The organism is Bradyrhizobium sp. AUGA SZCCT0177 (genome assembly GCF_018130125.1).
Classification (GTDB): Bacteria; Pseudomonadota; Alphaproteobacteria; order Rhizobiales; family Xanthobacteraceae; genus Bradyrhizobium.
The window spans coordinates 220,245-239,803 of the sequence record NZ_JAFCMA010000005.1 but is presented as its reverse complement, the minus strand read 5'-3'; the positions used below and the strand labels follow the sequence as shown (position 1 = coordinate 239,803).

Below are 19,559 nucleotides of genomic sequence, written 5' to 3'. Positions count from 1 at the left end.
CAGATCAGAGACTCTTGGCCATGCGCGGATCGAGCGCATCGCGCAGGCCGTCACCGAGCAGATTGACGGCAAGCACGGTGACGGACAGGAACGCGGCAGGAAAGAATACGATGTAGGGTTTGACCTGCCACAGCGCCCTGCCCTCGGCCATGATGTTGCCCCAGGACGGAATGGTGGGCGGCGTGCCGGCACCGATGAAGGACAATATGGACTCCACGATCATGGCGCTGGCGCAGATATAGGTCGCCTGAACCAGCATCGGCGCCAGCGTGTTGGGCAGGATGTGGCGCAGGATGATCATCGGCGTTCGCGTGCCGGAAGCTGTCGCGGCGTCCACATAGGGCTGTTCACGCAGCGACAGCACGACGCTGCGTACCAGGCGCGAGACGCGCGGGATCTCGGCTACCGTGATCGCCAGGATCACATTGCCGACGCTGGCGCGCGTCAGCGCCATCAGCGCAACCGCAAGCAGGATCGGCGGGATCGACATCAGCCCGTCCATGAACCGCATGATGATGCCGTCGGCCCATCGCACGAACCCGGAAACAAGACCGATGGCGAGACCGGCCAGCGATGCCAGTATCGCCACCGAAAGACCGACCGTGAGCGAGACCCGCGCTCCGTAGATCACGCGTGAATAGATGTCGCGGCCGAGCAAGTCAGTTCCGAACCAGTAGTCCGCGGAAGGCAAGCGCGTGCGTTTGGCGGGCGCGATCGCGGTCGGATCGACGGTCCAGAGATAAGGCGCAAAGATTCCGACCAGGACGAGGCAGACGAGCAAAGCACCGCCGATCGCCACCGTCGGATGGTTGCGCAGGAAACCGAGGACGCCGCGACGAATCTTGACCGGCGACAGCAGATCCGGCAATTGCGGCGCGACCACAAGACCCGGTGGTATCCGTAGCGTGTTGGTTTCCAGGACGGTCAATAGCGGATCCTCGGGTCAACCAGGGTGTAGGTGACGTCGACCATCAGGTTGACCAGCACATAGAGGAAGCTGAACAGCAAAACGATGCCCTGGATGACGGGATAGTCGCGGCGCAGGATCGCGTCGATCGTCAGCCGTCCAAGGCCCGGAATGGCGAACACGCTTTCGGTCACCACAGCGCCGCCGATCAAAAGCGCGATACCGATACCGATCACCGTCACGATGGGAACGGCCGCGTTCTTCAGCGCGTGAATGAACAGGATGCTGCGCTGGTCAAGGCCTTTGGCGCGGGCGGTGCGGACATAATCCTGCTGCAACACCTCGAGCATCGAGGCCCGGGTAATGCGCGCGATCAGCGCGATGTAGACGGAGCCGAGGGCAAGCGCCGGCAGGATCAGGTTCTGGAACCATGGCCAGACGCCATTGGATAGCGGCGTATAGCCCTGCACCGGAAGCCATTCGAACTGCAGCGCGAACACATAGGCAAGCACGTATCCGACCACAAAGACCGGGAGCGAGAACGCGAACACGGCGAAGGCCATGATGGTGCGGTCGATCCAGCTTCCCGCCTTCCATGCCGCCACCACGCCGAGCGGCACCGCGACAAGGATGGTCAGGACCAGCGTAATCGCCATCAGCGAGAATGTCGGCTCGATCCGCTGCGCGATCATCTTGGCGACCGGCAAATTGGTGAAGATCGAGGTGCCGAGATTCCCGTGCAAGATATCCCATAGCCAGCTGCTGAACTGGACCAGAAACGGCCGGTCGAGTCCGAGGCTTTGGCGTATCCGCTCGACGTCGGCGGGGCTTGCCTGGTCACCTGCAATCACCGCCGCCGGATCGCCCGGCGCGATGTAAAGCAGGCTGAAGACGAACAGCGCGACGATCCCCATTACGGGCAACGTCGAGAGAATACGGCGCAGGATATACGAGAGCATGTCGCTTCACTGTCCCATCATGCGGTCTTCGACACGCCCCAGAAGAACGGTAGCGGCCCCTTCGCGATGCCGGAGACATTCTTGCGCCACGCCGTATAGCTCAGGAAGAAGCCGGTCGGCGCATAGACGACGTCCTCGAGCGCCGCCTTGTTGAGGCGCCCCACCGCGGCCTTCTCCTCGTCGAGATTCTTGGCGCCGAACCAGGCCGTGACTTCCTTTTCCACGGCCTCGCTCGTGGGCCAGCCAAACCACGCCTTGTCGCCAGTGCCACGAACAGCATTGTAGACGGCCGGATTGACGCAATCCGCGCCGGCGTGCCAGGAGTGAAATACTTGCCAGCCTCCCTGACCCGGAGGCGTCTTCTGGGCGCGGCGGGAACCGACCGTGCCCCAGTCGGTTGCGATGAAATCAACGTTCATCCCCATCTGCTTCAGAAGATCGGCGGTGACATCGCCGAACGCTTTAGTGATCGGTTGATCCTGCGCCACCAGGCAAGTGACCGGCTGTCCCGAATAACCGCTCTCGGCCAAGAGCTTCTTGGCCACTGTGAGGTCGCGCTTGCCCTTCAGTATCTCGCCGCCCGCCTCGCTGTAGAGCGGCGTATCCGGCGTGAAGAAGCCCGGCAGCGGCTTCCAGAGCGCGGGGTCATCTCCAACCAACGCGCGCATGTAATCTTCCTGGCTCAGCGCGGTGAGCACGGCGCGCCGCGCCTTCACGTCGTTGAAGGGCGGATGCAAATGGTTCATCCGGAACGAGCCGATGTTGCCGAGTGGATCGGCGATGTCGACGTTGATGTTGCGGTTCTTCTTCAGCGACGGCACCAGATCGGTGATCGGATTCTCCCACCAATCGACCTCGCCGTTCTGAAGTGCTGCGGCCGCCGTAGCGGGATCCGGGATCACCACCCATTCGATGCGGTCGATCAGCATCTGCTTGCCGCCGGCCAGCCAGGACGCTTTCTCTTGCCGCGGCGTGTAATCGGCAAATTTCTCGAACACGGCCTTGGCGCCGGGCACCCACTCGCTTTTCGCGAATTTCATCGGGCCCGAGCCGATATAGTCGGGGATTTGCTTGAACGGATCGGTCTGCGCGATGCGCTCCGGCATGATGAAGGCGATCGGCGTGCTGTTCTTGCCCAGCGCCAGCAGCATTTTCGGATAAGGCGCCTTCAGCGACCACTTGAAGGTCCTGTCGTCGACGGCGACCAGTTCGTTCTGGATCGCCTTGAGCATCAGTCCCATCGGATCGCGAGCCGACCAACGCGTCAGGCTTGCCACCACATCCTTGCTCCGCACCGGCTCGCCGTCATGGAACTTCAACCCCGGCCGGAGCCGGAAGGTCCAGACCAGACCGTCATCGGAGGTCTCCTCGGACTCGATCATCTGGCGCTGCGGCTGCAGCGCCGCGTCGACGCCGTAGAGGGTGTCCCACACCATCGCGGCGGCGTTGCGCACGACATACTGGGTCCCCCAAATGGGGTCGAAATTCGCAAGGTTGGCCTGGGGCACGAAGCGCAAGGTGCGCGCCGCGGCGCCTTGGGAAAGGGCCGGCATCGACAAGCCAGCCGTTGCGGCCAGGCTGCCCACCCCCGCAAATCCCTTCAACAGCGTCCTGCGATCCATGGTGCTCTCCCCAGTTTTGGGTTGTGATGAACGATTCCGCCCGTTTCATGGGCCGAGGGTTCGGCGCCGGTGAGGTGAAACAGGCCAATCAGATGATAGCGATCAGCTTCCTTTGCGTGCAAATGGTATGCCAGCGGGGCCAGGTTGTTCCGCTGCCAAAAGTCAGGTCGATCATGAACGAAGAAACATTTTTCGATCGATCACATCTTCGAGCGATGCATCATCCAGGGCCGACTAACCTGCTGCGAGTTGCCTGAACTTCTCCGATGGTTTCGGGTGCCACCAGCGACCGCCAATGACGACGCCTTCGGACACGATCTTGCGGTCGCCGATCAGATGCTCGCCGATGACGTCGACATAGTCAAACTGCCCTTGCGCGATCGAGATCAGGGTGGCATCGCCGGCGCTGCCCGGCTTGAGGCTGCCGAGTTCGGGACGCCGCAGCGCCATCGCGGCGTTGACCGTCGAAGCCGCGACCACGTCAGGGAGCGGCATTCCCATGCAGAGGAACTTGGACATGGTCGTCACCTGATCGAACGCTGGGCCGTCGATGCACAACAGATGGACATCCGAAGAGATGGTGTCGGGATAGAAACCGTTGGCGAGCATCGCCCGGGCGGTCTTGAAGGCGAAGGAGCCCTTGCCGTGGCCGATGTCGAACAACACGCCGCGTTCGCGCGCCTCGAGAACCGCCCTTTTCACCGTGCCCTGGGCCGTAGCCGGCGTATTGGGAAACGGCCGGAATGCATGGGTGAGGACGTCGCCCGGACGCAGGCGGGCGAGCACCTCCTCGTAGCTCGGCGGCGGATGGTCGATATGCGCCATCAGCGGCATGCCGACCTGTTCGGCGACCTCAAGCGCGATGTCGAGCGGCACGATACCCGAAGTGCCCGAGGCGTGAAGACCTACCCGCACCTTGATGCCGACAATGAGATCACGATTTTGATCCGCCACTGTGGCGGCGTCGATCGGATTCATCAGCCGGAGCTCTTCGCTCTCGCCGACCATAACCCGATGCGAGAAGCCGAAGATGCCGGCATGCGAGACGTGCAGGTAAGCGAGAATGCGGACCTGGCTCGGCTCGATCACATGCTTGCGGAAGCCTGCGAAATTCCCCGGGCCGGCGCTGCCGGTATCGACCGCCGTGGTGACGCCCGAAGTACGGCAGAATTCTTCGGCGTCGATGCCCAGCGAAGTGCCACCCCAATAAACATGGGTGTGCAGATCGATCAGACCCGGCGTGACGATGTAACCCGAGACGTCGCGCACGTCGGTGCCGTGATCGGCGTTGAGCTCATTTCCGACCATGGCCACCTTGCCGCCGGCGAAGGCGACATCTGTCACGGCGTCGAGTTTTTGGGATGGGTCAACCACCCGGCCGCCGCGCAGGATCAAGTCGAAAGGCATTGCTAACTCCTGATAAGACAGTGAAGGAAGCGGCGGGAGCGCGTCTCGCCTCTCCAACATTGCGCGTGTGTCGACGGGACGTCAGCCACTAAAGGCCGCCTGGGCTTCTGGCAAATCCCAGATTTTGCCGATCGCCGCGGTTCCGGCCGAGATCGTCGCGGCCTCGTCGCCATGAATGTATTGGCCGCCATCGATCAGCACACGCCCGTCAACAATGACCTGGTCGATATTGGCGCGATTGCCAAGCGCCACCAGCCCACGCCGCGGATCGAACAGCGGCTGCAGATGGGGATGGGTCAAATCAACGACGGTGAGGTCGGCTGTTGCGCCCGGGGTGATGATCCCGAGATCCGGTCGCTTGATGACCGCGGCCGCGGTTGCCGTGACCGACTCGATCAATTCGGGTGCATTGGCGACGTCGGGCCGAGCAGACACGATCTTCGAGATCATCGACGCCGCGTTGAGTTCGCCGAGCAGATCCATGTTGTAGCCGTCGGTTCCGACCACCGTCCGCACGCCGTGCCCGGCAAACCGGCTGAACGCCGCGGTGACGCCAGCGCGCGCAAACACGCGCGGGCAGTTCAGCACCGTGGCGCCCCTCGCCGCCATCAGCTTCAAATCACCATCGGTGCTCGCGATGCAGTGCGCGGCCAGAAGGTCTGGCGCCAGCAGGCCCAGCCAGTCGAGATACTCGGCCGGCGTGCGACCACCGTGACGGCTGCCGATCGTCGCGACTTCGGCCTGGCTTTGCGCCAGATGGGTGGTGATGGGAACGCCGAGCTCGCGTGCGCGGGCGGCGCACGCCCGCAGCAGATCCGGACCACAGGTGTCGGTCGCGTGCGGGCTCATCGCAAGGCCGATCCGCCCATCGCCGCGCCCATTCCAGAGATGGTACAGCGCGTTCCATGTATCCATATCGGCCTGGCCGTCATCGCCCGCGTAGCGTACCACGCCGTCCGGCCCGGCCTTGGCGTCCGATGTGGAGAACAAATACGGCGCGCCATAGAAGCGGATGCCCATCTCCTCGGCGGCGTCGAACATTTCAGGGATGGTGTTGCGAAACGGCTCCATGACCGTGGTGGCGCCGCCCTTCAGCAATTGCAGAATGCCGAGCCGTGCGATGGCGAGCCGTTCCGAAGGCGACAGCATGTCGGCGCCCCGCTTGGTCAGCGGCAGCAGCACCGTATAGACGATGCTCTGGTTGTTCTTGCGACCGTTGCCGTCCTCCGTATGGGTCCGGGCGACGGCTTCGCTGAAGCAATGGTTGTGCAGGTTCAAAAGCCCGGGCAGCACGAAGCGGCCCGGTCGGTCGAACACCTCGGTGGCGGACGGGCGGTCGCGCGTGACGGCGGCGATCCGCTTGCCCTCGAGCAGCACCCAATGATCGCGCAGCACCTCCTGCGCACCGTCTTTGCGTGACAACACATAGCTGCCGAAGATCGCGATCGTGCTCATGCGGGTTTCACATTCCAGAACACGGCCGTGCCGTCGAGGATCCCGGTGATACCAGAGCGGTAGGCCGTCGGTTGTTTATACTGACCGATCGGGAAATAAGGAATTTCCTCGAACGACAACGCCTGGATATCGCGGCAGATCCGCTGTTGCTCGGCCAGATTGGCGGCGGCGAGCCATTGGCTTCGGAGCGCCCCCATCTTCTCGCTCTTGTACCAGCCGGCCACTTTGCTGTCGCCACGCAGGTTCGAATTGCCGGCCGGGTTCAGCCAATCGATGCCCTGCCAGTTGCCGACGCCCGCGCTCCAGCCGCCCTGGGCGACAGGATCCTTTTTCAACTGCCGCTGCAACACCAGGCCGAAATCCAGCCCGGCATATTCGACGTTCATGCCGGCCTGCTGCAGCATGTCGGCGGCGATGTCGCCGAGCGGCTTTTGTGCCAGCGAATTGGTGGGGACGAGCAGCACCACCTTCTCACCATTGTAACCGGCAGCTTTCAGATCGGCCTTGACCTTCGCCATGTCGCGCGGCCCACGGAACACGTTAAGGCCGACATCGCTCGCCATCGGCGTCCCCGGCGCAAAGAAGCCGATCGGCGCGGATTGATAGGCGGGATCTTCGCCCGCAACCGCCGTCATGAAGGCGGACTGGTCGATCGCGCCGAGCAGCGCGCGGCGGATAGCCGGATTGTCGAATGGCGGCTGCAGATGGTTCACCCGCAACATGCAGGTGTACCCTCGCGGGTCGAGGATCCGCGTGGTGACGCCGGTATGCTTCAGCACCGGCAGCAGATCGTGCGGCGTCGTTTCCTGCCAATCCTGTTCGCGCGTTTGCAGTGCAGCGACCCCTGTCGCCGCATCCGGCATCGTCGTCCAGACCACGCGGTCGTAGTGAACGATCTTGGGACCGGCGGTCCAATCCGGCTTGCCATCCTGACGGGGCTGATAGCGATCGAAGCGGGCGTACACATTGCGCGCGCCCTGCACCCGCTCGTCTGCCACGAAACGGAAAGGACCGCTGCCCACCACCTCGGTCAGCGGCTTGAACGGATCCTGGCTCGCCAGCCGCTCGGGCATCATGAACGGCGCCTGGATCGCCGCCTTGCCGAGCGCCGCGGGCAACAGAGGGAAAGGCCGGCTCAACCGAAAGCGGATGGTGCGGTCGTCCGGCGCCGACAATTCATCCGTCGCCGCCATCAGTTCGGCGCCGAATCCGTCGCGAGCCGCCCATCGGCGAATGCTGGCGACGCAATCCCGCGCCAGCACGCGCTCGCCGTCATGCCATAGCAGGCCGTCGCGCAACGTGAGATCCCATTGCTGGTCTTCATTGGAGACGACGTGCCCAGACACCATCTGCGGCGAGACCTCGAGCGCCGAGTTCATGCCGTAGAGGGTGTCGTAGACCATGAATCCATGGTTACGGGAGACCTGCGCCGTGGAGTAGATCGGGTCGATGAAGGTCAGATCGATCACGGGAATGAAGCGCAGTGTGGTCTGCGACTGCGCCCGCACGATTCCCGGCAGCGACAGCGCCGGCGCCGCGGCGGCAGCCTTCAACAGTGAGCGGCGGGAAACAAGCATCGAGAACTCCTGGAACAATCAATCGGCGGATATTCAATCGGTGCGGTTCTCAGCGGCTGGCGGCTTCGTGACGGCTGTAATTTGCCGCGATCGCCTCGCCGGTCGTGATCCACAGATCGGGGCAGGATTTGGCGTAGGTGAGAAATTCCCGCAGCAGGCGCAGCCGCATTGGGCGACCGCTGCATTGCGGATGCAGCACGGTCGTCACCATCGCGCCCCAATCCCTGACCTCGTCGAGCTCATCCTTCCAGATCGAGAGCACATGCTCCTTGGGAAAGATCGGCCGTGGGCTGAACCGGGCAGACAGGCCGTGCATCCAGTCGTCATAGCTTGCGGTCACCGGAAGCTCGATCGTGCCCGGCCGGCCATCCGCCAGCTGATGGCGGTAAGGCCGCACGTCGTCCCTAAACGAGGAGGTATAGACGATGCCGTGGCGCACCAGCGCCACGCGCAGTTCTTCGGTGAATTCGCCGTAAGGCGCCCGATAGCCGGTCGGCCTGACACCAAGGCGACGCTTCAGCGCTTCAAAACCCCGCTCCAGTTCTTCCTCGATCCAGGGATCGCCCGGATCCGGCAGCAAATGGTGATAGCCGTGATGGCCGATCTCATGGCCGGCCTTGAGAATGGCCTCGGCCATCGCGGGATGCGCATCGACAGACCAGCCGGTGATGAAGAACGTCGCCTTCAGATCAAGCTGATCGAGCAGTTCCAGCAGTTTCGGCGTGCCGACGCGCGCCTCGTAGCCACCGTAACTCATCGTGATCAGGCGCTGGGCATGGGCTGCGTCCTTGCTGGTCCAGGCGCTCTCCGCGTCGACGTCGAAGGAAAGGAACATCGCCGAGGTATAGGGTTTGGGCCAGGGATACTCCGGCGCCATCGGCGCGGTGTTCGCCGGTACCAGCGGAATGCTCGCGAGTGCTTTACTGTCCTGCATTGATCATCGCCTTTTCTACGCCGTAGTCGGTCAATTTCCATTTCGCCAGCAACGCGCGGTAGGAGCCGTCGGCGATCAAGCCGTCGAGGGCCTCCACGAACGCCTGCTGAAGCACCGTCTCCTTCACACCCAAAGCAAGTCCTGTGAACTGGACCGCGAAAACCTCGCCGACCGGAACATAAGTCCCAGGCTCGAGGTCCATGATGTAGGGAAGCGTCTCGCCGCCCTGAACGGCCGCGTCGAGCCGCCCCTGCCTGAGCTGGGTCCGGGCATCGGCCGAGCCTTCGGTGCCGACGTATACGATCGGATTGCCGCCGCAATTCGCATCGCTCCAGGCGGCGATCAATTTCGGAAACGACGTGCGCCGGCTGGCGCCGACCTTTTTTCCGCAGAACGCCTTCGTGTCCTTGAACTCGGCGGCGCGCGATTGCTGCACAAAGAAGCGCGGACCATTGCGGAGGTAGTCGACAAAGGTCGCCGTATCCTGCCGGCTTGCCATGTCGGTCATCCCGGACAGGATCGCATCCACCCTCCCCGTCGCAATCGCGGGCATCATCTGGTCGAAACTGGTTTCCTGCCAGACGATCTTGAGTCCGAGCTTGCGGCCGAGCGCCTCGCCGAGTTCGACATCGAAACCGGCCAGCGTGTTGGTCGCCGGATCCTTGAATTCCAGCGGGGGATAGTTCGGCACGATGGCGACCTTGATACTGCCCTGCTTTGCGATTTCCGGAGGCAACTCGACCGCCATCGCTGAGCTATCGGCGGCACAGAGGAACGCCGCTGCAAGAATACGTTTGATCATGAAAATGTCCCCATCAGATCACCGCGGAAAGAAACGATTTTGTGCGCACTTCACGGGGCGCGCCGAGAACTTCGGCAGCGGGCCCGGACTCCACGATCGCGCCATGGTCCATATAGATGACGGTGTCGGCGACCTCGCGCGCGAAGCCGAGTTCGTGCGTCACCACCATCATCGTCATGCCGCTGCGGGCAAGCTCCTTCATGACGCCGAGCACCTCTCCGACCAGTTCGGGATCGAGCGCACTGGTGGGCTCGTCGAACAGCATCAGCATCGGCTTCATGGCGAGCGCACGGGCGATAGCCACCCGCTGCTGCTGCCCGCCGGAAAGCTGGGAGGGATAGGCATCGGCCTTCGCCACCAGCCCGACGCGCCGCAGCAGTTCCATCGCCTCCGCCTGCACCTCAGCCCGGTTGCGGCCCTGCACCTGCACCGGACCTTCGGTGATGTTTTCCAGTGCTGTCTTGTGCGGAAACAGGTTGAAGCGCTGGAACACCATGCCGGTCTTCAGGCGCTGGCGCGCGACCTGCCGCTCGGTGAGGCGATGCAACCGCCCGCCCTCTTCCCGCACGCCCAGCAGCTCGCCATCGAGCCAGATGCCGCCGCTGTCGACCGGCGTAAGCTGGTTGATGCAACGCAGCAGCGTCGTCTTGCCCGACCCTGACGCACCGATCAGGCAAAGCACCTCGCCTGCCCGGACGTCCAGCGAGACCTTGTTCAGGGCCTGAAACTCCCCGAAATTCTTGCTGACCGATCGGATGGCGACGAGGGGTTGGGTCATCGGGTGATCTGCAATGCGCCACGCGCGAAGCGGCGCTCGAGCAGCATCTGCAGAGGCGTCAGAATTGACACGACGAGCAGATACCACGAGCCAGCGACGATCAGGAGTTCGATCACGCGCGAGTTCGCGTAATAGATGTTCTCCGCGGCGTGCAGCACCTCCGGATACTGAATGACGCTCGCCAGCGACGTCGCCTTCACCATGCCGATGAACTCATTGCCGAGTGGCGGGGTCACCACCCGCATCGCCTGTGGCAGAATGATCCGGCGCAGCGCGCGCAACCGTCCCATGCCGATCGCCTGCGCGGCCTCATATTGTCCGACGTCGACCGACAGCATGCCCGCCCGCATCACTTCGGACGTATAGGCGCCCTGATTGATGCCGAGACCGAGAAGGGCTGAAAGGAACGGCGTCATGACGTCGACCGCCCGGGCCTCCCACAGGCCGGGAATGCCGATCGTCGGAAACACCAGCGCGATGTTGAACCACAATAGCAGTTGCAGGATCAGCGGTGTGCCGCGGAACAGCCACGTATAGCCGGCTGCGACCGATTTGAGCACTGGATTGGGCGACAGCCGCATGATCGCGGCGACGACGCCGAGCACGATGCCAAGGGTCATCGCAAGCACCGCCATCACCATGGTGTTGACGATGCCTTCGAGGATCGCCTTCGCAGTCAGAAAGCGACCGACATAGCTCCATTCGATCTGACCGTTGACGAAGGCGCGACCGATCGCAGCCAGCACCACGAGAATAGCCGCCGCGGCAAGCCATCGCTGCCAATGCACCTGACGCGCGACCGTCATGCCGGAGATGTCGGGGAAGCCTCCGGCCAGCGCGGGCGCCGTTCTCATTGCGTGGCCGCATTCATCATCGGCTGGGCGACCGCGTTCGCACCGAGCCCCCATTTCTCGAGGATGGCCTTGTACGATCCATCCTTCATCATCGCGGCGAGATGCTCCGTCACCACCTCGCGCAATGCCACATCGTCTTTCCGGAACATGATGCCCTGATAGCCGGTGGAAAACGGCTCACCGATAACGCGGTATTTCCCGACCTCCTGTGCCTGGGCGTAGGGCAAGGTTTCGCTGCCTTGCACCGCGGCGTCGATGCGGCCCTGCTTGAGCTGGTTGCGGACATCGATGCTGTTTTCGCCCGGAACATATTGCACAGCGGGCTTGCCGGTCGCTTCGCAGTTCTGCTTGCTCCACTTCTCGATCTCGATCGGGAAGCTGGTGCTGCGCGTCGTTCCAACCTTCTTGCCGCAGAGATCGATGGCGGCCTTCGCCGCATTTTCAGCCAGGACGAAGAACTGCGGACCTGTCGCCAGATAGTCGATGAAATCAGCGGTCTCGCGCCGCGAGGCGCGATCCGAAATGCCGCTGATGATGAAATCCGCGCGCTTGGTCTGCAATGAGGGGATGAGCTCGGCGAACGGCGTTTCGCTCCAGATGATCTTCACGCCGAGGCGTTTCGCAAGCTCGTTCGCGAGATCGATGTCGAGCCCGACGAGTTGGTTCGTCGTCGGATCGCGGTACTCCATGGGCGCGTAGGTCGAATTGACCGTCAGCCGCAACGTGCCCGCTTGCTTGATCGTTTCGGGCAGTTCGGCGGCCTGCGCAGTTGTAGTGGCAAGGAGGGCGGCGAAACCAGCGGAGTACCAGAGGCGTGTCATATCAGCTCCTTCGGCCCACGGCCGCGACTGGACGCAGCATGTTAAATCGCATCGAGATCAGCCGGTTCGACGACGCCCGCGCGCTCCGTAATAGCCATGTATTGCTCCGGCCGCCGATGCGCGGCGAAATTGAACATCTTGTCCTTGCCCTGGCGGCAGAGATCAAGATCGAGGTCGGCGACCACGATTTCATCCGCGAGCGTCTGCGCCTCTGCAACAATCCGGCCATTCGGATCGACGATGCAGGAGCCGCCGATCAGTCCGGAGCCGTCCTCGTTCCCTGCCTTGGCGACCGAGATCGCCCAGGTCGCGTTCATGTAAGCGTTGGCCTGCGTTACGAGCTTTGAATGGAAGGTACGCAGCGCCGCATCTTCGGAAACACCGCCGTTGGGATCGTAGGCCGCGGAATTGTAGCCGATACACACCAGCTCGACGCCCTGCAGGCCCAACACGCGCCAGGCTTCCGGCCAGCGGCGATCGTTGCAAATCATCATGCCCATGATCGCGTGGCGCCAATCCTCCCCCGCCCGAAAGGCAGGAAATCCGAGATCACCATATTCGAAATAGCGTTTTTCGAGCTGCTGGTAGCGTGCGCCGGCCCGCGGCTCGACCGAACCCGGCAAATGCACCTTGCGATAGCGGCCTAGAATTTCGCCGTCGCCATCGACCAGGATGGAGCAATTGAAGCGCTGACCATCCGAGGTCAGCTCGGCATAACCGACATAGAAGCCGATCCGCAGCGCCCGGGCGCGATCGAACAAGGGCTGCACGGCCGGATTCGGCATGCCGCGCTCGAAATAATGCTCGAGCGCTTCACCCTCGATCAGCCATCGCGGGAAGAAGGTCGTAAACGCCAATTCGGGAAAAACCACCAGCGTTGCGCCACTCGCCGCGGCCGCCTCCAACAGTTCCAGCATCCGGCCAAGCGTATGCTCTCGCGGATCCGCTTTTTGCGTCGGCCCCATCTGAGCGGCGGCGGCGCGGAGAACTCGAACCAACATTGCCTCCAATCTGAGCGGATTGCTTACGCAGGAGGCGGACAAGCCCGCTCCGGCAACGCCCCGATGCAGAGGTGATTACGCGAAAGCGCGGGCCAAAACGCAATCACTCGTGCTATGATATTTTCACCGAGACAATAACCGGTGGTTATATGAACCTGCGCCAATTGGAGATCCTGCGGGCGGTCATCCGCCATCGGACCACGGTCGCGGCGGCCGACGAACTGGCGCTGTCGCAGCCGGCGATCAGCAATGCGCTCAAGGCGATGGAAGCACAGGCGGGTTTCGCCCTGTTCGAGCGCGTCAACAACCGGCTGTTCCCGACATCAGAGGCGATGACGCTCTACAAGGAAAGTGAAGCGATCTTTGCGCTGCACGCCAAGCTTGAAAATCGCGTGCGCGATTTGCGGGAGTGCCGCACCGGCCTTCTATCGATCGTGGCGACGCCGCCGCTGGCCTACAGCATCATTCCACACGCTCTATCGGACTTCCTGCGCCGCCGTCAGCAGACGCGCGTCTTCTTCGACGTACGGCGCTACGAGGGTATCATCGACGGCGTCACGAGCAGGGTCGCAGAACTCGGCTTCGCGCTTGGGCTGTCACATCATCCCGGCATCGCGCACGAGGTGGTTCACACCGGCGAAATGGTCTGCGTCTTGCCGCCGAACCATGCGCTGGCCGAACGGCCGGTCATTTCAGCCACCGACCTCGTCGGCTTGCCCTTCATCGGGCTGGAGCGCGGTACGCGATTGGGTGAAGCCGTGCGCGAGAGTTTTGCGCAAGCCGGCGCGCCGTTCCAGCCGACCGTCGAAGTGCGATACTGCAATACGGCCTGCGTGCTCGCGGCCGCCGGCGTAGGCGCTGCGGTCGTCGATCCGTTTTCGCCGCGCCAGGGCGGCGGCCAGGGCCTTATCGTCCGGCCTTTCACGCCGAAAACCGTGGCCGTGGCGTATATGCTGTGGTCTGAGGCGGAGCCTCTGTCGCGTTTGGCCAAGGCGTTCCTGAACGAAGTCCGGCAGGCGAGCCGCGCCCTGGACCGGGACGGCGCTTAGGCATTGAACCCCGTTGATGGCCGGAGCCTCATCCGGAGGCCTCAGCGCCGACAACACCGTCGATCAGATTGAGGCCGAGCAGAAATTCGGAGCTGAGTTCGGTGCGCGTCAGCGGCTCGACGACAATGCCGCGCGCCAGCAACGCGGCCTCGCTGCGGCGCGCTTCGACCGCCTGTCCGATCGTGACCGCCGCGAATCTGAACACCGCTCCCGGTCGCGCCTGCGCCAGCCGGCCAAGATCGGGTCCGATGATGTTTGCAATCTTCGGATAACCGCCGGTGGATTGGCGATCGGCCATCAGAACGATCGGACGGCCGTCTCCCGGCACCTGGATCGCCCCCATGGCGATCCCGTCAGACACGATGTTGTAGCCACGCGCGTGCGTCAGCCGGGGTCCGTCAAGATAATACGCCATGCGATCGACCTTGGCGGAGACCGTCCAGGGCCCGGCAAGAAACGCGGCGATCTGGTCGTTGGCGAAGTAGTCGTGCTGAGGGCCTAGGACCACGCGAATGGTGTCGAGGGGACGGTCGAGCCATGGTGCTGCGATGGCGCTCAGCGACGATGTCGAAGAAGCGGATCGCTCGATGGCGAGACGATCGCCCGCGGCAAGCGCGCGGCCATTCACGCCGCCAAAGCCGGTGCGCGTGTGGGTGGCGTGAGAGCCCAGCACCTTTGGCACGATAAAGTGGCCCGCCACCGCCAGATAGCACCAGGAGCCGCGACCGCCGGCGCGAATTTTCAGCACGGCGCCTGCCTCCAGATTGAGTACCACCGCCGGTGGGAGCGACCTGCCGTCGAGGCTGAGCGAGAATTCGCCGCCGGCAACGGCGACACAGAGCGGTCCAGATTCAGCGGTCACCTCTAACCCACCGACGGATACTTCGATCGCGGTTGCGCCCGCGGGATTGCCGACCGCTAGGTTTGCCGTGGCGTGCGCCAGTTGATCCATCGGGCCTGCGGCAGTGACACCAAAGCGCAGATAGCCGTGCCGGCCGGCGTCCTGCAGCGTTGCACCCGGCCCGGCCGACAGGATGCGAAGGATCGCCTCCGAAGCGTCAGCCCTCATGCGGCACGCTTGCGGGCAACGATTTCGCCGCTCCCGGCGCGTTGCGCCAGATCGCGAAATGTCACGAGATCGATCGGCTCGAACCGCACGAGATCGCCGGCCTGGATCAGAAAGGCATCTTGGCGTTCCGCGGCAAAGAGGCGCTCCGGCGTTTGGCCGATGACATACCAACCGGTCGGCATCACGAACGGCACCACGGTGCCAAGACCACCTCCGATCGACACCGCACCGGCCGGATGCGGCGGTCTTGGGGTCGCGCGGCGCGAGATCTTCAGCTGCTCGGGTACGCCGCCCAGATAGATCTGGCCAGGCGTGAAACCACACATATAGACGCGATACGTCGCCTTCGTATGCAAAGCGACGGCGTCATCCCGCGTGAGGCCGAGAATCCTGGCGGCCTCGTCGAGGTCCTCGGCCAGCGCGGGATCGTAACAACAAGGCAACGTCCAAATGGTGCCCTCGCCCCGCCATTCGGTAAGACCCGTCATCATACGGCGCACGATGGCAACCAGCGTTTCCCTGTCGATCCCAAGCGGATCATAGTGAATCATCAGCGAGCGATAGGTCGGCACGAATTCACGCGTTCCCGTCGGAGGATCGGCACGCAAAGCCGCGTCGAGGGCAAGCACCCTGTCGTTAATCACGGGATCAACGATGTCACCGAATTCGACGACGAGGGCGGCTTCCCCCGCGTCGAGAAAGCGCGGATCGATCTGCAGTTTCATGCGGCCATCGGCTTGAACGGCTTCAGCGTAACACCGGCCTTTTCCAATCGCGCGCGCACGAGGCTGGCGGTCGCAACCGCATGGTCGGAATCGCCATGAACGCAGATCGAACGGATCGGTGTCGGCAAATGCTTGCCGCTTGCGGTGATCACCGCCCCCGCCTGCACCATCGCGAGCACGCGCGCGGCAGCTTCTTCAGCGCCTTCGATCATTGCGCCGGGCTGACCGCGCGGGATCAATTGCCCGGTTTCGGTGTAACCACGGTCGGCATAGATCTCCTGATGAATTTCAAGTCCCGCGGCTTCACCGGCCGCGACCAGCTCCGTCACCGCGATGGCCAGCAACGCCAGATTAGGATCGACCGCCCGAACCGCCCGCGCTACCGCGTCCGCAACGTCGCGTTCCTCGCAGGCGATGTTGCCGAGCGCGCCGTGGGTCTTCACATAGGTGATGCGATGACCGGCGTAAGCCGCAAGCGCCATGGCCGCGCCGATCTGGTAGGCGACGAGCCGCTCGATCTCGCCGTTCGAGAACGGGAGGCGGCGGCGGCCAAAACCCCACAGATCCGGAAACCCGGGATGGGCCCCCACCGCGACGCCGCGCTTGCGCGCGAGGGCAAACGTCCGCGCCATCACCTCGGGGTCGCCGGCATGAAGCCCGCAGGCCACGTTGGCCGAGGTGACGATGGCGAGCATAGCGTCATCGTCGCCGCAGCGATAAGTCCCAAATCCTTCGCCAAGATCGGAATTGAGGTCGACGGTTGGCATGGCGGTCTCCTGAGCGTTGCTGATGTCCGCAATTGAACGTCACCTTCGCCGCGAAACACGGGATCGTAAAGTCGGGAGGCATCGACCGATGCCGATATCTGCCCTGCAATGCTGCGGGGGCATAAAAACAGGCATCGCGGCACCGCACCCAAAAGGTTAACAGGCCGGGAAGGCCTCCGTAGCGCGTTCTGATCGCCGTTGTAATCGGCCAAAATTTGATTATATTGCTCTCTCAGCTGCAACCGCTGCTGAATTTAACGTTGGTGTGACCAGGCCCGTCTGTCCAGGCGGGCCGTCGCCGTTTCAGGGTTCGTAGCGATGACTCGTTCCAATCGGGTTGATCATATTCGCATTACGTCGCACCCGGCTCCGGGTGCCAAGCTCAACTTTCCAATCAGCTGGGGCGCCGCCAGCGCGCGTGAGCGCGGACCGGTGATCGGAACGGTGTCGCGCCCGCAGGACCGCAACGTCATCGGCACCCATGGCGGCTCCTATTCAGTCTATCGGGCACTGGCCGTCTCCTCCGGCGCGCTCGATCCGATCCGACGCCCGGATCTCACCAACACCCATCCCGCCGAAACCATTGGACCGTTTCCGCAATGGACCGATCCGCAGCGGATCGTTTCGCTGGATCCCTGGGGACATCTCGCCGCGGAAAATTTTGCAACCGAGATCGCCGAGGGCATCGACATCCGCCCGAGCATTGCCATCACCCGCGCGCGCCTTGACCTGCCCGAGTTGCAGGCGGCGATCGAAGCCGGACGGCTCAAGCACGACGGCGAGTTCGTGCACAAGAACGGCAGTGTCTCCGTGGTCAAGATCGCGATCGACCCGGTGTGGTACCTGCCGGGCCTGGCCGAGCGCTTCGCGACCACCGAAAACAATTTGCGCCGGCAATTGTTCGAGCAGACCGCCGGCATGTTTCCGGAACTGGTGACACGGCCCGATCTGCAGGTTTTTCTGCCGCCGATCGGCGGCACGACCGCCTATCTGTTCGGCGACGTTACCAAGCTGCCGGACCACCGCACCAAGATCACCTGCCGCGTGCATGACGAGTGCAACGGCTCCGACGTGTTTGGTTCTGATATCTGCACCTGCCGTCCGTACCTCATTCACGGCATCGAGGAATGCGCGCGCGCCGGCCAGACCGGCGGTCTCGGCATCATCATCTACAATCGCAAGGAAGGCCGCGCGCTCGGCGAAGTCACGAAGTTTCTGGTCTACAACGCGCGCAAGCGTCAGGAAGGCGGCGATGCCGCGGCCCAGTATTTCGAGCGCACCGAATGCGTCGCCGGCGTGCAGGACGCCCGGTTCCAGCAATTGATGCCGGATGTGGTGCATTGGCTCGGCCTGAAGCGGATCGACCGCTTCGTATCCATGAGCGACATGAAGCACGACGCGCTGACCGGCCAGGGCATCGAAATCGTCGAACGCGTGCCTATCCCCGACGACATGATCCCAGCCGACGCGCATGTGGAAATCGCGGCAAAGAAAGCCGCCGGCTACTACACGCCCGAGCCGCAAGAAAGTCCGGACAATCCGGTCGGCCGTCCGCTCGAAAAATTTTGAGAGGGCGCTGTGTCCCCCGCAGATCCGAAGATGTCGGCCGCGTTGTCATTGCTGAACGCCAGCGCGGTCCGTGAGCGGGCGCATCGCATGCTCGCAATCGGCCTTGACGACAGGCTGCCGAATTTCCGTGTTCACCTCGATCGCATGGACAGCGCCGTCGATTTGGTGCTGGAGACCACGCGCAAGGCCTATCCCTCCTTCGACGTTCCCTTTCATTCGCGCTGGCGGCACTTCGTCACCAATGGGGATAATCGCTGGGCCGATATCGCCGGCCGGACCAAATGGCTCGGTCGGGCGGCCCGCGCCCGGGCCGAATTCGATCTGGCGATCGTCAGCGTCTTCCTCGATGCCGGCGCCGGACCGTCGTGGCGCTACCACGATCCGAAAACCGGATCTGACATCGGCCGTTCGGAAGGATTGGGGCTCGCCAGCCTCGCGATGTTCGCGGGCGGCGCATTCTCCACCGATCCGCAGGAACCGCTGCGCGCCGATGGCGAGATTCTTGCAATTCTGGCCGTCGCCGACCTCGAGAGCGGCATGCAGGTCTCGGATACCAATCCGCTGGTCGGAATGGACGGTCGCGCCGAGCTATTGCGCCGGCTGGGCCAACTGGTGGTCTCGAAGCCGGATGTGTTCGGCAGCCAGGACACGCCGCGGCCCGGCGGCCTGTTCGATCGATTGGCGAAACTCGCCTACGGCGGAAAGCTTCCCGCGCCAACCATTCTTGTGGAGTTGCTGCAACAGCTCGGCCCAATCTGGCCATCGCGGCTGACGCTGGGCGGAATCCCGCTCGGCGACTGCTGGAAGCATCCAGCATTGACGACAGCGGATGCCACAAATGGACTCGTGCCGCTGCACAAGCTCTCGCAATGGCTGGCTTACTCCCTGATCGAGCCGCTGCAAACGGCCGGCATCACCGTGACCGATATCGATGGCCTCACCGGCCTCGCTGAATATCGCAATGGCGGACTGTTCATCGATATCGGCGTGCTCGCGTTTCGCGATCCGGAATCCGCGCAAAGGGAACACGAGGTCGCGTCACCGCTGGTCGTGGAATGGCGTGCGCTGACGGTGGCGCTGCTTGACCGCATCGCCGATGGTTTACGACACCGGCTCAAAGTCGATGCCACCTCGATGCCATTGGCAAAAATTCTCGAAGGCGGCACCTGGGCGGCGGGTCGATTGCTGGCGCGCGAACGCCGCGCCGACGCTTCGCCGCCGGTGAAAATTATCAGCGACGGCACTGTTTTCTAGATTTGGGAT

At 63.3% G+C, this 19,559-nt stretch carries 18 protein-coding genes; 3 read left to right on the top strand and 15 right to left on the bottom strand.

What is annotated here, in order from left to right; translation table 11 throughout:
* Nucleotides 1–4 precede the first annotated feature (4 nt).
* The 12 genes from JQ597_RS08330 to JQ597_RS08275 all read right to left on the bottom strand — a co-directional run bounded on the left by JQ597_RS08330 (nt 5) and on the right by JQ597_RS08275 (nt 13,117).
* A complete protein-coding gene (locus tag JQ597_RS08330; RefSeq protein ID WP_212263713.1) occupies nt 5–928 on the bottom strand; it encodes an ABC transporter permease in 924 nt (307 codons plus the stop codon).
* Nucleotides 925–1,866, bottom strand: a complete 942-nt coding sequence (locus JQ597_RS08325; protein WP_212263712.1) for an ABC transporter permease — start codon at nt 1,864–1,866, stop codon at nt 925–927. Before JQ597_RS08325 ends, JQ597_RS08330 begins: the two co-directional genes overlap by 4 nt.
* Before the next feature lie 17 nt (nt 1,867–1,883).
* Nucleotides 1,884–3,488 (bottom strand): ABC transporter substrate-binding protein, encoded by a 1,605-nt coding sequence (locus tag JQ597_RS08320; protein ID WP_212263711.1) that lies wholly within the window; start codon nt 3,486–3,488, stop codon nt 1,884–1,886.
* 234 nt (nt 3,489–3,722) lie between these two features.
* Nucleotides 3,723–4,895, bottom strand: coding sequence for an amidohydrolase/deacetylase family metallohydrolase (locus JQ597_RS08315; RefSeq protein ID WP_212263710.1), 1,173 nt, complete (start codon nt 4,893–4,895; stop codon nt 3,723–3,725).
* A gap of 81 nt (nt 4,896–4,976) precedes the next feature.
* Nucleotides 4,977–6,350 carry an amidohydrolase family protein gene (locus JQ597_RS08310; RefSeq protein ID WP_212263709.1) on the bottom strand — a complete coding sequence of 458 codons (1,374 nt, stop codon included), beginning with the start codon at nt 6,348–6,350 and terminating at the stop codon, nt 4,977–4,979.
* A complete protein-coding gene (locus JQ597_RS08305; RefSeq protein WP_212263708.1) occupies nt 6,347–7,927 on the bottom strand; it encodes an ABC transporter substrate-binding protein in 1,581 nt (526 codons plus the stop codon). The genes JQ597_RS08310 and JQ597_RS08305 overlap by 4 nt, the downstream gene beginning before the upstream one ends.
* Before the next feature lie 49 nt (nt 7,928–7,976).
* The gene (locus JQ597_RS08300) at nt 7,977–8,861 is read right to left on the bottom strand and encodes a polysaccharide deacetylase family protein (protein ID WP_212263707.1); all 885 of its coding nucleotides are present in this window, start codon (nt 8,859–8,861) and stop codon (nt 7,977–7,979) included.
* Nucleotides 8,848–9,660 carry an ABC transporter substrate-binding protein gene (locus JQ597_RS08295; RefSeq protein ID WP_212263783.1) on the bottom strand — a complete coding sequence of 271 codons (813 nt, stop codon included), beginning with the start codon at nt 9,658–9,660 and terminating at the stop codon, nt 8,848–8,850. Before JQ597_RS08295 ends, JQ597_RS08300 begins: the two co-directional genes overlap by 14 nt.
* Before the next feature lie 16 nt (nt 9,661–9,676).
* A complete protein-coding gene (locus tag JQ597_RS08290; protein WP_212263706.1) occupies nt 9,677–10,441 on the bottom strand; it encodes an amino acid ABC transporter ATP-binding protein in 765 nt (254 codons plus the stop codon).
* Nucleotides 10,438–11,295: an amino acid ABC transporter permease gene (locus tag JQ597_RS08285; protein ID WP_212263705.1), complete on the bottom strand. Its 858-nt coding sequence runs from the start codon at nt 11,293–11,295 to the stop codon at nt 10,438–10,440. Before JQ597_RS08285 ends, JQ597_RS08290 begins: the two co-directional genes overlap by 4 nt.
* A complete protein-coding gene (locus JQ597_RS08280; protein ID WP_212263704.1) occupies nt 11,292–12,116 on the bottom strand; it encodes an ABC transporter substrate-binding protein in 825 nt (274 codons plus the stop codon). Before JQ597_RS08280 ends, JQ597_RS08285 begins: the two co-directional genes overlap by 4 nt.
* Before the next feature lie 41 nt (nt 12,117–12,157).
* Nucleotides 12,158–13,117 carry an N-carbamoyl-D-amino-acid hydrolase gene (locus tag JQ597_RS08275; RefSeq protein ID WP_212263703.1) on the bottom strand — a complete coding sequence of 320 codons (960 nt, stop codon included), beginning with the start codon at nt 13,115–13,117 and terminating at the stop codon, nt 12,158–12,160.
* A 149-nt stretch (nt 13,118–13,266) separates the two neighbouring features.
* Here JQ597_RS08275 and JQ597_RS08270 point away from each other — a divergent pair, with 149 nt between their 5' ends.
* Nucleotides 13,267–14,166: a LysR family transcriptional regulator gene (locus JQ597_RS08270; RefSeq protein ID WP_212263702.1), complete on the top strand. Its 900-nt coding sequence runs from the start codon at nt 13,267–13,269 to the stop codon at nt 14,164–14,166.
* A 28-nt stretch (nt 14,167–14,194) separates the two neighbouring features.
* Here JQ597_RS08270 and JQ597_RS08265 read toward each other — a convergent pair whose 3' ends face one another.
* The 3 genes from JQ597_RS08265 to JQ597_RS08255 are packed head-to-tail and all read right to left on the bottom strand — an operon-like array spanning nt 14,195 to nt 16,727.
* Nucleotides 14,195–15,235, bottom strand: a complete 1,041-nt coding sequence (locus JQ597_RS08265; RefSeq protein ID WP_212263701.1) for a 5-oxoprolinase subunit C family protein — start codon at nt 15,233–15,235, stop codon at nt 14,195–14,197.
* Nucleotides 15,232–15,960 (bottom strand): 5-oxoprolinase subunit B family protein, encoded by a 729-nt coding sequence (locus JQ597_RS08260; protein WP_212263700.1) that lies wholly within the window; start codon nt 15,958–15,960, stop codon nt 15,232–15,234. The genes JQ597_RS08265 and JQ597_RS08260 overlap by 4 nt, the downstream gene beginning before the upstream one ends.
* A complete protein-coding gene (locus JQ597_RS08255; RefSeq protein ID WP_212263699.1) occupies nt 15,957–16,727 on the bottom strand; it encodes a 5-oxoprolinase subunit PxpA in 771 nt (256 codons plus the stop codon). The genes JQ597_RS08260 and JQ597_RS08255 overlap by 4 nt, the downstream gene beginning before the upstream one ends.
* 318 nt (nt 16,728–17,045) lie before the next feature.
* Between JQ597_RS08255 and JQ597_RS08250 the strand changes: the two genes are divergently transcribed.
* Together JQ597_RS08250 and JQ597_RS08245 are read left to right on the top strand one after the other, a co-directional pair.
* On the top strand, nt 17,046–18,296 hold the full coding sequence (locus JQ597_RS08250; protein WP_212263698.1) for a GTP cyclohydrolase II: 1,251 nt from the start codon (nt 17,046–17,048) through the stop codon (nt 18,294–18,296).
* 30 nt (nt 18,297–18,326) lie between these two features.
* Nucleotides 18,327–19,550: a URC4/urg3 family protein gene (locus JQ597_RS08245; protein WP_212263782.1), complete on the top strand. Its 1,224-nt coding sequence runs from the start codon at nt 18,327–18,329 to the stop codon at nt 19,548–19,550.
* The last annotated feature ends 9 nt before the right edge of the window (nt 19,551–19,559 follow it).

Bases quoted from the DNA above. Each gene is read 5' to 3' on its own strand.
- JQ597_RS08325 (WP_212263712.1), bottom strand. From the start codon at position 1,866: ATGCTCTCGTATATCCTGCGCCGTATTCTCTCGACGTTGCCCGTAATG.
- JQ597_RS08320 (WP_212263711.1), bottom strand. From the start codon at position 3,488: ATGGATCGCAGGACGCTGTTGAAGGGATTTGCGGGGGTGGGCAGCCTG.
- JQ597_RS08315 (WP_212263710.1), bottom strand. From the start codon at position 4,895: ATGCCTTTCGACTTGATCCTGCGCGGCGGCCGGGTGGTTGACCCATCC.
- JQ597_RS08310 (WP_212263709.1), bottom strand. From the start codon at position 6,350: ATGAGCACGATCGCGATCTTCGGCAGCTATGTGTTGTCACGCAAAGAC.
- JQ597_RS08305 (WP_212263708.1), bottom strand. From the start codon at position 7,927: ATGCTTGTTTCCCGCCGCTCACTGTTGAAGGCTGCCGCCGCGGCGCCG.
- JQ597_RS08300 (WP_212263707.1), bottom strand. From the start codon at position 8,861: ATGCAGGACAGTAAAGCACTCGCGAGCATTCCGCTGGTACCGGCGAAC.
- JQ597_RS08290 (WP_212263706.1), bottom strand. From the start codon at position 10,441: ATGACCCAACCCCTCGTCGCCATCCGATCGGTCAGCAAGAATTTCGGG.
- JQ597_RS08285 (WP_212263705.1), bottom strand. From the start codon at position 11,295: ATGAGAACGGCGCCCGCGCTGGCCGGAGGCTTCCCCGACATCTCCGGC.
- JQ597_RS08280 (WP_212263704.1), bottom strand. From the start codon at position 12,116: ATGACACGCCTCTGGTACTCCGCTGGTTTCGCCGCCCTCCTTGCCACT.
- JQ597_RS08275 (WP_212263703.1), bottom strand. From the start codon at position 13,117: ATGTTGGTTCGAGTTCTCCGCGCCGCCGCCGCTCAGATGGGGCCGACG.
- JQ597_RS08270 (WP_212263702.1), top strand. From the start codon at position 13,267: ATGAACCTGCGCCAATTGGAGATCCTGCGGGCGGTCATCCGCCATCGG.
- JQ597_RS08265 (WP_212263701.1), bottom strand. From the start codon at position 15,235: ATGAGGGCTGACGCTTCGGAGGCGATCCTTCGCATCCTGTCGGCCGGG.
- JQ597_RS08260 (WP_212263700.1), bottom strand. From the start codon at position 15,960: ATGAAACTGCAGATCGATCCGCGCTTTCTCGACGCGGGGGAAGCCGCC.
- JQ597_RS08255 (WP_212263699.1), bottom strand. From the start codon at position 16,727: ATGCCAACCGTCGACCTCAATTCCGATCTTGGCGAAGGATTTGGGACT.
- JQ597_RS08250 (WP_212263698.1), top strand. From the start codon at position 17,046: ATGACTCGTTCCAATCGGGTTGATCATATTCGCATTACGTCGCACCCG.
- JQ597_RS08245 (WP_212263782.1), top strand. From the start codon at position 18,327: ATGTCGGCCGCGTTGTCATTGCTGAACGCCAGCGCGGTCCGTGAGCGG.